This window comes from Rhodococcus ruber (assembly GCF_016804345.1).
GTDB lineage: Bacteria > Actinomycetota > Actinomycetes > Mycobacteriales > Mycobacteriaceae > Rhodococcus > Rhodococcus ruber.
In genome coordinates this window covers 4,918,707-4,932,594 of sequence record NZ_CP044211.1, presented here as the reverse complement: position 1 = coordinate 4,932,594, position 13,888 = coordinate 4,918,707, and the positions used below count along the sequence as shown (strand labels likewise).

12 protein-coding genes and 1 pseudogene are annotated in these 13,888 nt (G+C 72.0%); 7 read left to right on the top strand and 6 right to left on the bottom strand.

All coding sequences use genetic code 11. The annotated features are described in order from the left end of the window. Nucleotides 1–14 precede the first annotated feature (14 nt). A complete protein-coding gene (locus tag F1734_RS22535) occupies nucleotides 15–1,064 on the top strand; it encodes a TIGR03617 family F420-dependent LLM class oxidoreductase (protein ID WP_203011097.1) in 1,050 nt (349 codons plus the stop codon). A gap of 111 nt (nucleotides 1,065–1,175) precedes the next feature. Next, complete coding sequence (locus F1734_RS22530; protein ID WP_064065705.1) at nucleotides 1,176–2,555, top strand: hypothetical protein; 1,380 nt, start codon at nucleotides 1,176–1,178, stop codon at nucleotides 2,553–2,555. 9 nt (nucleotides 2,556–2,564) lie between these two features. Here the strand turns inward: F1734_RS22530 and F1734_RS22525 are convergent, their stop codons facing one another. Further along, entirely contained in the window at nucleotides 2,565–2,897 is a 333-nt protein-coding gene (locus F1734_RS22525; protein WP_010596027.1) for a hypothetical protein, read from the bottom strand. 190 nt (nucleotides 2,898–3,087) lie between these two features. On the opposite strand from F1734_RS22525, the gene F1734_RS22520 reads away from it, so the two are divergent. The 5 genes and pseudogenes from F1734_RS22520 (at nucleotide 3,088) to F1734_RS22500 (ending at nucleotide 8,057) form a co-directional block, all read left to right on the top strand. Next, the gene (locus tag F1734_RS22520) at nucleotides 3,088–3,327 is read left to right on the top strand and encodes a hypothetical protein (RefSeq protein WP_010596026.1); all 240 of its coding nucleotides are present in this window, start codon (nucleotides 3,088–3,090) and stop codon (nucleotides 3,325–3,327) included. 101 nt (nucleotides 3,328–3,428) lie between these two features. Next, a complete protein-coding gene (locus tag F1734_RS22515; protein WP_203011096.1) occupies nucleotides 3,429–4,499 on the top strand; it encodes a HoxN/HupN/NixA family nickel/cobalt transporter in 1,071 nt (356 codons plus the stop codon). Between the two features lie 52 nt (nucleotides 4,500–4,551). Beyond that, nucleotides 4,552–5,868, top strand: a complete 1,317-nt coding sequence (locus F1734_RS22510) for an MFS transporter (RefSeq protein WP_017679911.1) — start codon at nucleotides 4,552–4,554, stop codon at nucleotides 5,866–5,868. Then, nucleotides 5,861–6,526, top strand: a complete 666-nt coding sequence (locus F1734_RS22505) for an ArsR/SmtB family transcription factor (RefSeq protein ID WP_010596023.1) — start codon at nucleotides 5,861–5,863, stop codon at nucleotides 6,524–6,526. Before F1734_RS22510 ends, F1734_RS22505 begins: the two co-directional genes overlap by 8 nt. A gap of 118 nt (nucleotides 6,527–6,644) precedes the next feature. Continuing rightward, nucleotides 6,645–8,057: pseudogene (locus F1734_RS22500) on the top strand (alkaline phosphatase PhoX). Here the strand turns inward: F1734_RS22500 and F1734_RS22495 are convergent. The 5 genes from F1734_RS22495 to F1734_RS22475 all read right to left on the bottom strand — a co-directional run bounded on the left by F1734_RS22495 (nucleotide 8,004) and on the right by F1734_RS22475 (nucleotide 13,849). Continuing rightward, nucleotides 8,004–8,465 carry a TIGR03668 family PPOX class F420-dependent oxidoreductase gene (locus tag F1734_RS22495; RefSeq protein ID WP_040270206.1) on the bottom strand — a complete coding sequence of 154 codons (462 nt, stop codon included), beginning with the start codon at nucleotides 8,463–8,465 and terminating at the stop codon, nucleotides 8,004–8,006. The pseudogene F1734_RS22500 and the gene F1734_RS22495 sit on opposite strands and share 54 nt — an antisense overlap. A gap of 28 nt (nucleotides 8,466–8,493) precedes the next feature. Next, nucleotides 8,494–8,760: a hypothetical protein gene (locus tag F1734_RS22490; protein ID WP_010596020.1), complete on the bottom strand. Its 267-nt coding sequence runs from the start codon at nucleotides 8,758–8,760 to the stop codon at nucleotides 8,494–8,496. An 83-nt stretch (nucleotides 8,761–8,843) separates the two neighbouring features. Continuing rightward, nucleotides 8,844–10,664 carry an ATP-dependent zinc metalloprotease FtsH gene (gene ftsH / locus F1734_RS22485; protein WP_010596019.1) on the bottom strand — a complete coding sequence of 607 codons (1,821 nt, stop codon included), beginning with the start codon at nucleotides 10,662–10,664 and terminating at the stop codon, nucleotides 8,844–8,846. Nucleotides 10,665–11,301: 637 nt separating this feature from the next. Further along, nucleotides 11,302–12,657, bottom strand: a complete 1,356-nt coding sequence (locus tag F1734_RS22480) for an MFS transporter (RefSeq protein ID WP_203011095.1) — start codon at nucleotides 12,655–12,657, stop codon at nucleotides 11,302–11,304. Between the two features lie 139 nt (nucleotides 12,658–12,796). Continuing rightward, nucleotides 12,797–13,849, bottom strand: a complete 1,053-nt coding sequence (locus F1734_RS22475) for a beta-keto acid cleavage family enzyme (RefSeq protein ID WP_010596804.1) — start codon at nucleotides 13,847–13,849, stop codon at nucleotides 12,797–12,799. Nucleotides 13,850–13,888 lie beyond the last annotated feature (39 nt).

Sequence of the window (13,888 nt, the reverse complement as noted above, 5' to 3'; positions counted from 1 at the left end):
ACGGAGGTCCCGAGATGGAAGTGGTGGCATCACTGCCGGCGGACACGCCGCTGAGCCGGGTGGCCGAGCGGGTTCGCCGGATCGAGGCCCTCGGATACGACACCGTGCACGTGTCGGAGACGGTGCGCGATCCGTTCGCGGTGTGCGCCCTGGCGCTCGAGCACACCTCGCGGCTGACGGTGCGGACCAGCATGGTCGTGGCGTTCGCCCGCAGCCCGATGGTCACCGCCTACTCCGCCTGGGAGCTGGCCCGCTTCTCCGGGGGCCGCTTCCAGCTCGGGATCGCGACGCAGGTCCGCGGCAACATCGTGGGCCGCTTCTCGATGCCGTGGAGCGATCCCGCCGCGCAGCTGCGTGACTACCTCGACTCCCTGCGGGCGATCTTCGACGCGTTTTCCACCGACAATCCGTTGTCGCACAGCGGAACCCACTACACGTTCGACCGGTTGCAGCCGTACTTCCGGCCCGGCCCGCTCGATGTCGCGGCCCCGCAGTTGTGGACCGGTGGGGTCAACCGCCGCATGTGCGTGCTCGCCGGGGAGCGCTCCGACGGCTTCGTCACCCACCCCACGAATTCGCATCCGCTGTTCCTGCGCGAGCGGGTCCTGCCGGCACTGCGGGAGGGCGCCGCCCGCGCCGGCCGGGGCGACGGCGGTCCCCGCGTCGTGGTGGTCCCCAAACCGATCACCGGACGCGACGACGCCGCCGTCGCCGCCGCCACCGACGCCGCACGCTCGGAGTTCGCGTTCCTGTACTCGACCCCCGCCTACCGGCGCACCCTGGAGATGCACGGTCTCGCCGGTCTCGGCGAGCGGCTCGGTGCGCTCGCCCGGGACCGGCGCTGGGCGGAGATGGCCCCGCTGATGAGCGACGACGTCCTGCACGCCCTCGTGCCGTGCGGCACCTACGCGCAGCTGCCGGAGGTCCTCGGCTCCTGGTACGGCGGGCTGTGCGACGGCCTGGCGATCGACCCGCCGGCGGAACCGTCGGGCGACGACGGTTTCGCGCGCCTGCTCGATCGTCTCCGCGCGTTGCCGGAACGCCGCGCGGCCGAGGATCGGTGAGACGGACGCGGCAACTGCCGACCGGCGCGCCGATACCGAAATCGTGCACTTCCGGCAGCGCCGCGATGGACAATGACGGCCAGGGACCCGGATCCGGGGAGGGGATCGTCGATGACCGAGAACGACGGTGCGGCTCCGGGTGGGCCGCCGAGTCGGCAGCCGGCGGCCGGGTCGCGCGTCGCGGACGGACGCTATGTTCTGGTCGATCGGCACGGAACGGTCGACGGCCTGCAGTGCTGGCGCGGACACGACACCGTCATGAACCGCACCGTCGCGCTGACCGTCGCCCCGCGACCGGCGGGCGACGACGGTGCCTTCTTCCACGCGCTGTGTGCGCGCACGGCCTCGGCCGCGTTCGGACGGGTGGGAGCGGCGGCCCGTGTCTTCGATGTCGCCGACCACTCCGCTTGCTGCGTGGTCGTGTCCGAATGGACGCCAGGCCGGTCGCTGCCCGACGTCGCCGGGGACCGTCCCGATCCGGCCGCCGCGGCGCGCATCATGCTTCGTCTGGCCGAGACGGTGCGTGCCGCGCACCGGCAGTCGACGATCCTGGGCCTCGACGATCCGGTGCGCATCCGGGTCGACGAGTCCGGCGCCGCGGTCCTGGCCTTCCCCGCGACGCTGCCCGGCGCGGACGAGACGACCGACGTCGCCGGTCTCGGCGCGGCCCTGAGGTGCATGCTCGGAGACCGGGGTGGTGCACCGGCGATGCGGGCACTGGCCGACGAGGCGGTCGACGGAAGTGTGTGCACTGCAGCAGTGTTCGCCGAGCGGCTGGGACGGCTGCTGCCGGGGGCGCCGCCGCACCGTCCGGAACCGGTGGCCGAGACCGCGGCACCCGCACGGGAGCCGGAGCCGCCCCCGGCCACCGCCCGTCGCAGTGCGGCGGTGCCGGCCGTGGTGGCGCTGGTGGGCGTGGCGTGTCTCGCGGCGGTCGGCTGGGTGGCCGGCACCGCGCTGAGCGGACCGCGTGCCGAGTCGGCATCGCCGGCGACGCTTCCGGTGGTCGCCGCCGCGTCGCCCCCGACGGAGGGCGGGACCGCCGGCCCCGTCGTCCCCCGCGCGGTGCGTGCCCATGCGCAGGAGGGCGCGGCGGACAACGCCGTGACGGCCGACCTGGCGGTCGACGGGAACCCGAACACGGCGTGGAGCACCGAACTGTATCCGCGTCAGCTCCCCGCGGGACGGGCCGGACTGGGTCTGACGGTCGCGTTCGCGCAACCGGTGCGGCTCGGTGAGGTGTGGATCGACAGTCTCAGCGCCGGTTCGCGCGTCGAGATCCGGACGGCCCCGGCCGGGGGCGGTCCCCTCCACCTGTCCCAGGTGGTCGGCACCGCCACGCTCGACGAGGGCATCACGCGCATCCCGGTGGCGGCGACGGCGGCACCGATGTCGGAGGTGCTGGTGTGGATCACCCGGCTCGGACCGGCCGGGGACCGCTTCCGCACGTCGCTGTCCGAGGTGGGATTCACGGCCTTCGACGGCCCGTGAGCCCGGCGGTCAGTCGCGGGCGCAGACGTGCCCGATCAGCACGTGCGGCCCGTACAGGACGCGCGCCCGGCCCAGCAGGGCCGCGTGCACCTGCTCTTCGGTCACGCCGGTCGGCAGGGACAGCACCAGGGGATCGAGGCGGCGATCCGGATCGGTGGGGTCCTCGACGAGGCCGGTCCAGTCGAACGTTCCGCCGTCGCGTCTGCGGGCCGCTTCGATCCGGGCGGCGTGGACCTGGCCGCTCCGCTCGAGCACGCCGTCCGTGGGGTTCTCTCCCACCAGCCGATCCAGATGCTCGTCCGACCACCTGTGCACACCGAAGCTCTGCCGTCCCGGATCCATCTCCCCACGCCTCCCCGCGGTGCATTACCGGTAGCTCGGCGGTGATTATCCCACTCGGGCAAGGATCGCACAGGTGATTCCGCGGGTCGATCCGGTCGAACCGGCGCGGGCCGAATCCGTGGCGCCGGCTCTCCCGGTCCACCACGATGGGGGCACACCCCGCGCGTCGACTCGAAGGACGGTCCCGCCCATGAGTACTCCCGAGCTGGCCCGGCAGGCCTCGCAGTTGCGTGCGGATCTGCACGGGTTCGACCGGCGGATCCAGGAGCTCAGCGAGGAGTTCGGACGCATCGACCGGCATTCCCACGGCGACTCCGCCGAAGCCGCGCTCCTCGAGATCCTCGACCTCCTCGCCGACGCGCGACTCGACCTGCGCAGCGTCGATCGGCACCTGGAGACGACGGTCCGGCACGCGGAAAGCCTGCGCTGACCCACCTCGATCGCCCGCGGCGGGTGTGCCCGTGCACTCGCGGTCGGCCCACGCCGGCATCGCGGTGAGTTTCGACAGACGACCGGAGAAGGGAGACCGGGATGCCGCAACCGGGTTCGCCGCCGTGGCACTACGTGCGCTCGGACGTCCGCACCCACGCCCCCGCCCGGGTGCGTGTCGCCGCCACGGTGGCCGCGGTCGTCCTGGTCCACGCGCTCGGTTTCGGGCTGCTCGGTCTGGCCCGTCTCACGGCCGGCGACGCGCTCACCCTCGGGGTGGCCCTGTCGGCCTACGGTCTGGGCGCCCGACACGCACTCGACGCGGACCACATCGCGGGCATCGACAACGCGATCCGCAAGTTCGTCGCCGAGGGGCGCCGCCCCGTGGGGGTGGGGCTGGCGTTCAGTCTCGGCCACAGCAGCGTCGTGCTGCTGGCGACGTCGGCGGTCGTCGCCGGGATCGGGTCGACCACCGGTCTGCTGGCGGGCGAGGGTGCGACCGCCACCGCCCTGGGGACCTTCGGTGCCGCCGTGGCGGGCGGCTTCCTGCTGCTCGTCGCCGGGGTCAACGCGGTTGCGTTGCGCGGCACGCTCGCCGCCCGACGTTGCGGTACCGACGAGGTGCACTCGTCCGCGGCGGCGCGGGTCCTGTCGGCGCCGCTGCGACGGGTGCGTCATCCCCGCCACGTCTACGTCCTGGGCTTCCTGTTCGGTCTCGGTTTCGACACCGCCTCGTCGGTGGGTCTGATCGCGCTCGCGGTGACGGCGAGCCTCTCGGGCGCCGCCACCTGGCTGGTGCTGTGCCTGCCGCTGTGCTTCGCGGCCGGGATGACCGCCGTCGACGGGGTCAACGGGATCGCCATGGTGCGGATGTACGGATCGGCGCAGATCCCCAGCCGCGATCGGCAGATGTTCAACGTCGTCGTCACCGCCGTGTCCGTGGTCGCCGCCGGTGTGCTCGGCGCGATCATCACGCTGTCCGCGGTCGACGAACTGCTGCCGGGGTATCAGCCCGTCGCGTCCTGGGCCGCGGGCGTGGACCTCGCGCACGCGGGGTGGTGGCTCGCGGCGGGGTTCTCCGCGATCTGGGTTGCGGCCGCGGTGACGCTGTGGGCACGCCGGGGCTCCGCGGTCGTGAGCGGACCGCGGCGGACACTCCGGGACATTCCATAATTCCGTAGAATGTCGTATCGTACGGTCATACGACAGGTCCCGGAAGGCGCTCATGAACACCCCCACGCCACCCACCGCCCCGCCCGACAAGCAGATCGGACTGGGCCTGCGCCGCAACCTCGCCCAGTTCACCCTGCTGGTGGTCGTCAACGCGCTCGTCGGCGGCATGCTCGGTCAGGAACGCACCGTGCTGCCGCTGCTCGCCGAGGAGGAATTCGGCATCCGCGCCTACACCGCCGGGCTGTCGTTCATCCTCGTCTTCGGCCTGTCGAAGGCGATCACCAACTACTTCGCCGGCACCTTCTCCGACCGGTACGGGCGCAAACCGGTGCTCGTCGCCGGGTGGCTGGTCGCCCTCCCGGTGCCGCTGCTGCTCATCTGGGCACCCTCGTGGGGCTGGGTGATCTTCGCCAACGTGCTGCTCGGCATCAGCCAGGGACTGACCTGGTCCACCACCGTGGTGATGAAGATCGACCTCGTCGGCCCGGCCCGGCGGGGATTCGCGATGGGACTGAACGAGGCCGCCGGGTATGCCGCCGTCGCCGCGACCGCGCTGGCCACCGGATATCTGGCCGAGGCCTACGGGCTGCGGCCCGCGCCCTTCCTGCTCGGCATCGCCTTCGCGGCTCTCGGTCTGGGACTGTCCACCCTCGCCGTGAAGGAGACCCGCGAATACGCGCGTCTCGAGGCCGTCGGCCACGTCGCCCGCGCCGACGGACGCCACGACCACCTGCACGACAAGCTCACCGACCGGCAGGTGCTCGTCCAGACCAGCTTCAAGGAACCGGCCCTGTCCTCGGCCAGCCAGGCCGGGCTGGTCAACAACCTCAACGACGGCCTCGCCTGGGGGCTGTTCCCGATCCTGTTCGCCGCGGCCGGCCTGTCCGTCGGCCGGATCGGCATCCTCGCGGCGCTGTACCCGGCCGTGTGGGGAGTCGGCCAGCTGGCCACCGGTGCACTGTCGGACCGGTGGGGCCGCAAGTGGATGATCGTCGCCGGCATGTGGCTGCAGGCGCTCGCCCTGGCCGTGATCGCCGTCTCGGACTCCTTCCTGCCGTGGGCGATCGCCGCGGCCGCGCTCGGCGCGGGCACCGCGCTGGTCTACCCGACCCTGCTCGCCTCGATCGGCGACGTCGCCCATCCCGCCTGGCGGGCCCGGGCCGTGGGCGTGTACCGGCTCTGGCGCGACGGCGGCTTCGCGGCCGGCGCCCTGCTGGCCGGTGTCGTCGCCGACGCGTTCGGCATCCACGCCGCCGTGTGGGTCGTGGCCGCGCTGACCGCCCTGTCCGGACTGGTCGTCGCGGTGCGCATGTACGAAACGCATCCCCGGCCCACCCGCGCCCCACAGGAAGGACCCACCCGTGGCTGACCGAGCCGCCAAGGACGCGCTGTACACCGAGTTCGCCGCCGTCGGCAAGGTGCTCGGCAATCCCGCACGTCTGGAACTGCTCGACCTGCTCGCGCAGGGACCGCGCAGCGTCGACGAGCTCGCCGCCGCCGCCGGGCTCGGCGTGAGCACCTGTTCGGCGCACCTGCAGACCCTGCGCGCGGCCGGGCTGGTGCGGTCCCGCCGCGACGGCAAACGGATCTTCTACTCGCTCGCCGGGGACGACGTCGCCGAACTGTGGGACACCCTGCGTCGCGTGGCCCAGCGGCACCGCCCGCACACCGAGCTCGCCCGGCGCGCCTACCTCGGCCCGGACGACACCGCCGCCGTCGACACCGAGGAACTTCTGCACCGCCTCGAGACAGGCGAGGTGGTCCTGCTCGACGTGCGCCCCGCCGCCGAGTACGCCGCTGGGCACCTGCCCGGCGCACTGCACGTGCCGCTGGACGAGCTGACCGAGCGGCTCGCCGACCTGCCGGCGGACCGGGAGATCGTCGCCTACTGCCGCGGCCGGTACTGCGTGCTCGCCCACGACGCCGTCCGGCTGCTGCGCACCCACGGTGTGCCGGCCCGGCGCGCCGCCGACGGTGTGCTCGAGTGGCGACTCGCCGGGCTGCCCGTCGACTCCGACGTCGCCTGACCGCCCCCGCGACGTTCGCCTCCGGTTCGATTCGCGGTCACCCGCCGGCCACGGAACCGGGCTTTCCGGCACCTACGGTCCGGAGGACCCGACCGCATCGATGGAGGTATCGAGAACAGTGACGACGGCACCACTGAACCGCCGGGGATTCCTCGGGCGCACCGCACTGGCCGGCCTCGGCGTGGCCCTCGCCGGCAGCGTCGAGGCGCTCGTCCGCCCCGGACTCGCGTCCGCAGTCCCCGGCGGGGCGATCGGCTACGGCCCGCTCGTCCCGGATCCCCAGCGCATTCTCGCTCTGCCCGTAGGGTTCTCGTACACCGTGGTGTCGCGCTCCGGGGAGACGACCCTCGACGACGGCACGCCCGTCCCCAGCGATCCCGACGCCAACGGTGTGTTCGCGCACGGCAACGGTTCCACGATCGTGACCAACCACTAGATCGGCAAGGACGAGCCGTTCGGCGTGCCCGTCGTCGACGGCCTGACCTACGACCCCGGCGCACGCGGCGGCACCACCACCGTCACCGTGAGCCCGAACGGGCAGCGCACCGGCCAGTACGTCAGCCTCGCCGGCACCGTGAACAACTGCGCCGGCGGCATCACCCCGTGGGGCACGTGGCTGACGTGCGAGGAGACCGAGGACCGGGCCGGCTCGAAGGGATTCACGCTCGATCACGGCTACGTGTTCGAGGTCGACCCCGCGAGCCAGGACGCCAACCGCGGCAAGAGCCCGGTGCCGCTGAAGTTCCTCGGCCGGTACGCGCACGAGGCGGTCGCCGTGGACCCGGCCACCGGCGCGATCTACCTCACCGAGGACGCCGACGAGCCCAACGGCCTGTTCTACCGGTGGACGCCCCCGCAGGGTTTCCGGGGCGGGCCGGGTGCCCTGCGTGAACTCGCCCAGTCGCCCGGCGGCGACACCGCGGGCAGCCTGCAGGCGATGGCCTGCTTCGACGGCGGCGCGCACGTGCCCGACCTGTCGCAGGCCACCGAGCCGGGGGTGCGCTACACCGTGCGGTGGGTCGACGTCCCCGACCGCGACGCCGCCACCACACCGGTGCGCGAGCAGTTCGCCGCCGACCAGGTGACCCGCAGCCGCAAGCTCGAGGGCCAGTGGTGGGGCGACGGCGGCGCCTACTTCGTCGCCAGCTACGCCCGCACGAGCGACGGCAGCATCGCCGAACACGACGGCCAGGTGTGGTTCTTCGATCCGGCCTCGCAGACGGTCACGCTGAAGACGCTGTTCGGGGTCAACCCCGACCCGTCCGTCGACACCGGCAACTACGACGGTCCCGACAACATCACCGTCTCGCCGTACGGCGGGGTGATCCTCGCCGAGGACGGCGACGGCATCAGCCACCTCATCGGCGTCACCGCCGAGGGGAAGCCGTTCACGATCGCACGCAACGAACTCAACGACAGCGAGTTCTGCGGGCCCGCCTTCAGCGCCGACGGCAGGACCCTGTTCGTCAACATCCAGTCACCCGGCCTGACCCTCGCGATCACCGGGCCGTGGCGTCGCCCGATCGGCTGAGCCGCCGCCCGCGGACCACGACCGCCAGCGCAGCCCGTCGATCCGGAGCACCGGTCCCGACGGGCGCGCCGCGCGGTACTGCGCGTACTTGACGGCCAGCGCCGCGAGACCGGCCGAGCCGAGCTCCGAGCGCGGATCGTGGACGGTGGCCGTGCCGTCGAGACGGACCCACCACAGCCGGGACCAGTCGTCGTCGTAGTGGTCGACGAGCACCGCCACCCGCGGGTCGTTCTCGATGTTGCGCAGGCGCCGCAACCGTCTCGTCGTCTTCGGCTTGTCGTCGACGCAGGTGTAGAGCGCGTCGCCGACGAGCGCGAACACGATCGGCACGAGGTGCGGCCGCCCGTCCGGTCCGGTCGTGGCCAGCCGGGCGACGCGGGCCGTGGTGACGAGAGCACGGGCGTCCACCTCGTTTACGGTAGGCGCATGCCGGCGGTCATCTCCTCGGCCCGGGCATGCCCCGGTCGGGCCCGAACCGCGAGCCCGTGAGCCCCGGGGGCACCGGCCGCCAGTTGTACAGGTTCTGCGGCGGCGGAGATTCCAGGTCGGCGCAGGCCTCCCGCGCCCAGGCCTCCGCCTCCGGGCCCGGCCCGAAATCGATGCCGAGCGACGGATCGTGGGTGCCGATCACCCACCGGTGACCGTCGGGGGTCGCATGGATGCGGTAGCGCCGGATCGTCGCGGGGTCGGGGAGAGGTGCCATGCAGACCGGTTTCCCCACCGCGCGGCAAATCATGTCGGCGCGGCAAATCATGTCGGCACAGTGCGATCCGGCCCGCGCGCCGCTCAGGTGGTGCCGAGGCGCTGCGGCCGGGCGCCGTCCGCCTCCGCCCGCAGCACGTCGAGTACGACCTCGCCGTCGACGGTCTCCTCCTCGACGAGGATCGCGGCCAGCCGGTCCAGCGCCGCCCGGTGCTGCGTCAGGAGCGCGACGGCCCGTTCCTCGGCGGCCCGCAGCAGCCGGGCGACCTCGCGGTCCACGAGCTGCTGGGTGTGTTCCGAGTAGGGCCGCACGAGGCTGCGCTCACTGGTGTCGGCATGCAGGTAGTTGGGGTCGCCCGACCCGTACCCCACCGGGCCGAACGCTTCGGACAGCCCGAATTCCCGCACCATGCGCACGGCGATGCGGGTCGCGCCGCTCAGGTCGTCGGCGGCACCGGTCGACCCCTCCCCGAACACGACGAGCTCCGCGGCCCGCCCCCCGACCCGGACGGTGAGCAGGTCGTTGAGATATCCCTCGCTGTAGAGGTGGCGTTCGACCTCGGGTAGCTGCTGGGTCGATCCCAGGGCCATGCCCGCGGGCAGGATCGTCACCTTCGCCACCGGGTCGGCGTGCGGGCACAGGGCCGCGAGCAACGCGTGGCCCGATTCGTGGACCGCCACCGAGGTCCGTTCGTCGGGGAGCAGGGCATTGGCGCTCTCGCGGCGTCCGAGCAGCAGGCGGTCACGCGCGGACGACAAGTCGTCGGCGCAGATGACGGTGCGGTCGTCCCGGACGGCATTGATGGCGGCCTCGTTGACCAGGTTCGCCAGATCCGCACCCGAGAAGCCCGGGGTGGCCCGGGCGAGCACGCTCAGATCGACGTCGGGTCCGAAGTGTTTGCCCTGCAGGTGCACCGCCAGGATCGCGGCCCGTTCCGACTGGGTGGGCAGGGGGATCACCACCGTGCGGTCGAACCGGCCCGGCCGCAGCAGGGCCGGATCGAGCGCCTCCGGGCGGTTCGTCGCCGCCAGCACCACGATGCCGACGCTCTGGTCGAAGCCGTCCATCTCGGCCAGCAACTGATTGAGCGTCTGTTCCCGCTCGTCGTTCCCGGCGTAGGTCCCGACGCCGCGCTTGCTGCCGATGGCGTCGATCTCGTCGATGAAGATGATCGACGGCGGGCTCTTGCGGGCCTGCTCGAACAGGTCCCGCACCCGGGAGGCACCGACCCCGACGAACATCTCCACGAACTCCGAGCCCGTGACGGACAGGAAGCGCACCTCCGCCTCGCCGGCCACCGCGCGGGCCAGCAGTGTCTTGCCGGTGCCCGGCGGGCCGATCATCAGCACCCCGCGGGGGCCCTTCGCGCCGGCGGCCGCGTACTTCTCCGGATCCCGCAGGAAGTCGACGACCTCGCTGACCTCCTGCTTGACGCCGTCGTACCCGGCGACGTCCGCGAAGCGCGTGGTCGGCCGGTTCGCCTCGATCACGCGGGCCTTCGAGCGGCCGAACGCGCCCATGCCCCCGATGCCGCCGCCGCTGAAGGCGCGCTGTGCCCGGCGGCCGACCCACAGCAACAGCCCCGCGAACACGACGAAGGGCAGCATGCTGAGCAGAATCGCGGCCCACGGGCTGTCGTCGGTCTGTTCCGCGCTGACCTGGACCTGCTTCGCCCGCAGCTTCGCGTCGAGCCCGGCGAGGTTCAGTGCGGTCGGCAGCTGGGTGACGAATTCCGTGTCGTCCGAGAGGGTTCCGTAGGCCGATCCGCGGTCGTCGATCGTCACCTGCTGGACGGTGCCCGCGTCGACCCGGTCCACGAAGTCGCTGTAGGACAGGGTGCTCGACGTCGGGGTCTGCAGCGCCAGGGCGACCACCAGACCACCGAGCAGGACGGCGACGGCCACCAGCTGCCACCACAGGCCCGACGACGGCGCCGGCGGAGGCGGCGGGTCCGGGGGCGGCCCCGATCGCGCCGACCTCGAGAGATGAACGGAGAAGAATCTCGTTCGCGTGATCATCCGGCGCTCCCCTGACCTGTCCGTGTCGGGTCCACGGTATCCGGCCGCGCCGAGGTCCTCACTCGGGTCGCCGGGATCGGCGAGTGGTACGAAGAGGCGCTCGATGCGACGCATCGGTTCGGCCTGCGGCGCTTCCCGCCTCTCTTCGACGGGGGCGCTGTCGTCGTAGGCCGTTGAGTCAGGAATTCACCAGCTCGACGGCGCCGGCGGAGGCGGCGGGTCCGGGGGAGGACCCGATCGCGCCGACCTCGAGAGATGAACGGAGAAGAACCTCGTTCGCGTGATCATCCGGCGCTTCCCTGACCTGTCCGTGTCGGGTCCACGGTATCCGGCCGCGCCGAGGTCTTCACCAGGGATCGACGTCGAACGGCGACCGTGGCGGCGAACCCCAGGGGGTTCGCCGCCACGGTCCGGGGTCAGCCCGCGACGGGGACCGGTGGGAGCTGCGGAGCCTCGGCGAGCTCGCGGACGGCATCCTCCGCGGCGGGCCGGTGGCCGTAGCCTGCCTCGGGTTCGGGAGAGTTCACTGCTCGGTTCCGGTCCGTTGCGTGGAGGCGGCGGACACGGTGGCGAGCTTGCGGACGCCGGCGGGGTAGACGCGCTTGCCGACCAGCAGCGCCACGACGGCCCCCAGGTAGACGAGCGGCGCGAGCTGCAGCGCATTGGCGAGGCTGATCTTGTCCGCGAGGACGCCGACCACGAACGGGCCCGCAGCCAGCCCGAGCAGGCTGTTGGCCAGGGTGGTGGTGCCGAACGCCGAGGCCCGCACGGTGGGGTGGGTCAGGTTGGCGACCATCGCGGTGACCGCGCCGGTGGAGCCGGCGGAGAAGAACGCGCCCAGTCCGAGCAGCACCAGCTGCGCGGTGCCGACCGGCAGCTGGAACCCGACGATGAGCAGTACTCCGGCGGCGAGGCTGATCGCGATCGCGACCGTCCACTTGCGGGCCGGGTCGATGCGGGCGGCCCGGTCGGCGACGAAGCCGCACACGATCATGCCGGCGCCGATGAGCAGCACGAAGATCGCGGCCATCGCGGCGGCCTTGTCCGCGGCCAGCCCGTAGGAGCGCCCGAAGAAGCTGGGCAGCCACGCCATCAGCGCGGCGGCGGTGAACATCTGCAGCCCGCCGCCGATGTAGGCGCACAGCACCGCGGGGTTGGTGAACAGGCTCGAGATCGGGGCACGTGCAGCCGTGCCGGGCGCAGCGGTGTGGGTGGTGTTCGCGTCGTCGTCGACGGCGTGGCGGGCGAGCTTGCGTTCACTGACCAGCGCCCAGAACAGTGCGACCAGGACCAGCCCGAAGACCGCCATCGACGCGAAGGACCAGCGCCAGGACAGCTGTACGGCGACGACCCCGCCGAATGCGACGCCGATCACCGACCCGAACGAACCGCCGGCCATGAATGCACCCGAGAGCGAGGCTCGCAGCCGCGGGGCGAACACGCTGAGCACGACTGCGATACCGACGCTGCCGTAGGCGGCCTCACCGACCCCGACCAGGAACCGGGCGCCGAGCATCTGCTCGTAGGAGCCCGCCACCGCGCACAGCAGGGTCGCCACGCTCCACAACGCGGCCATCACGACGAGGCTGCGCACCCGGCCCCACCGGTCGGCGAGCATCGACAGCGGCAGGGTGAGCAACCCCACCATCAACGCGACCACGCTGTTCAGCGATGCGAGATGCGAATCCGAGAGCGCCCATTCGGCTTTCAGGAACGGGAACACCGCGCTGAGGACCTGCCGGGACATGTAGTCCGACAGCAGCAGTCCGAAGGTGAGCGCGAACACGAGCCACGGGTAGAACCGGGATCGCCCGCTGCGGCGCGACGGCGCCGAAACGGCCGCGGGCCGCTCCGGCGCGGTGGTGGTGACAGACGACATGATCTTCCTGAATCTGGGTGAGGGGACGAGCTCGACGGCCGAGGTGGAACCGATGACGTTGGCTGGGACGGGATTTCGCGTGCCCGGGGGCGCGGCACCGGGTTGTGGTGTCGCGCCCACCGGTCACGCGGATACCGCGTCAGGCGTGCTGGGTGAAGCCGCGCTGACCGGGGCGGCGGTTGGGCGCAAAGCCGATCCTGGCGAGGGTCTCGTCGGCGTCGGTGTAGTGCTCGTCGAGGCGGTAGATCTCGCGGGCCTCCTTGCCGGTGGCGACCTCACGACCGAGTTCGTTCGCGATGCGGACGAGCTGTTCGACCTGGGCGACGGAAGTCATCTTCTCGCCCTTGCGGCCCCACAGGGTGTCCTCGGTGCCGCAGCGGGCGTGCAGACCCATTGCGATGGCCATGGTGTTGACCGGCAGCACGCTGCGCATCAGGGTTTCCAGGGTGAGCACCGCGCCGTCGGGGGTGCGGCGGACGAACTCCATCATGTTGTACGGATTGGGGCCGTCGAAACCGCCGCCGATACCGACCCAGGTCACCATCAGCGGGCCGGTGTAGACGCCGCGGCGGATCAACCGCTCGACGGTTTCGAGCTGGGCGATGTCGGCGAGCTGGAAGTGCGGCTGGATGCCGTTGGCCTGCAGCCGGCGCAGGTGCTCCTCGACCCAGCCCGGCCCGGCCGGGACGGTCATCTCGCGGTAGGCCTCGTACACCTCGGGGCGCTCGAAGGAGGTGCCGGCGATGTCGTCGGCGGTCATCAGCTCGACGATGTTCATCTGGTTTGTGTTGATCGCGATGGTGACCTGGTCGGGCTTGGGGTCGAGTTCGGCGAGCATGTGGCGGGCGTCGTCGGAGAGCCACTTCGCGTCCGCGCCCTCGCCTTCGGGGGCGAACGAGATCGAGCCGCCGACCTGCAGGATCATCTCGGGCACCGCCTCGCGCAGCCGTGCCAGCAGTTCGTTGAACTTCGAGAGCCGCTTGGAGCCCTTGCCGTCCAGTTCACGGACGTGGATGTGCAGCACGGTGGCTCCGGCGTCGTAGCAGTCCACCGCCTTCTGCACGTGCTCGTCCATGGTCAGTGGCAGATCCTCGGCGAAGTCGTCGATGTCCCACTCGGGGCCGTAGGGGGCGACGGTGATGACCAGCTTCTCCTGGTTCTCGGGGAACAGGGCGTCGTCGTGGAAGTGCATGGTGATGCTCCGATCGGAGTTGTCGTGAGAGTGGGGAGG

Excerpts from the sequence above, each read along its gene's own strand:
- F1734_RS22535 (WP_203011097.1), top strand. The coding sequence starts at position 15 with ATGGAAGTGGTGGCATCACTGCCGGCGGACACGCCGCTGAGCCGGGTG.
- F1734_RS22530 (WP_064065705.1), top strand. The coding sequence starts at position 1,176 with ATGACCGAGAACGACGGTGCGGCTCCGGGTGGGCCGCCGAGTCGGCAG.
- F1734_RS22525 (WP_010596027.1), bottom strand. The coding sequence starts at position 2,897 with ATGGATCCGGGACGGCAGAGCTTCGGTGTGCACAGGTGGTCGGACGAG.
- F1734_RS22520 (WP_010596026.1), top strand. The coding sequence starts at position 3,088 with ATGAGTACTCCCGAGCTGGCCCGGCAGGCCTCGCAGTTGCGTGCGGAT.
- F1734_RS22515 (WP_203011096.1), top strand. The coding sequence starts at position 3,429 with ATGCCGCAACCGGGTTCGCCGCCGTGGCACTACGTGCGCTCGGACGTC.
- F1734_RS22510 (WP_017679911.1), top strand. The coding sequence starts at position 4,552 with ATGAACACCCCCACGCCACCCACCGCCCCGCCCGACAAGCAGATCGGA.
- F1734_RS22490 (WP_010596020.1), bottom strand. The coding sequence starts at position 8,760 with ATGGCACCTCTCCCCGACCCCGCGACGATCCGGCGCTACCGCATCCAT.
- F1734_RS22480 (WP_203011095.1), bottom strand. The coding sequence starts at position 12,657 with ATGTCGTCTGTCACCACCACCGCGCCGGAGCGGCCCGCGGCCGTTTCG.
- F1734_RS22475 (WP_010596804.1), bottom strand. The coding sequence starts at position 13,849 with ATGCACTTCCACGACGACGCCCTGTTCCCCGAGAACCAGGAGAAGCTG.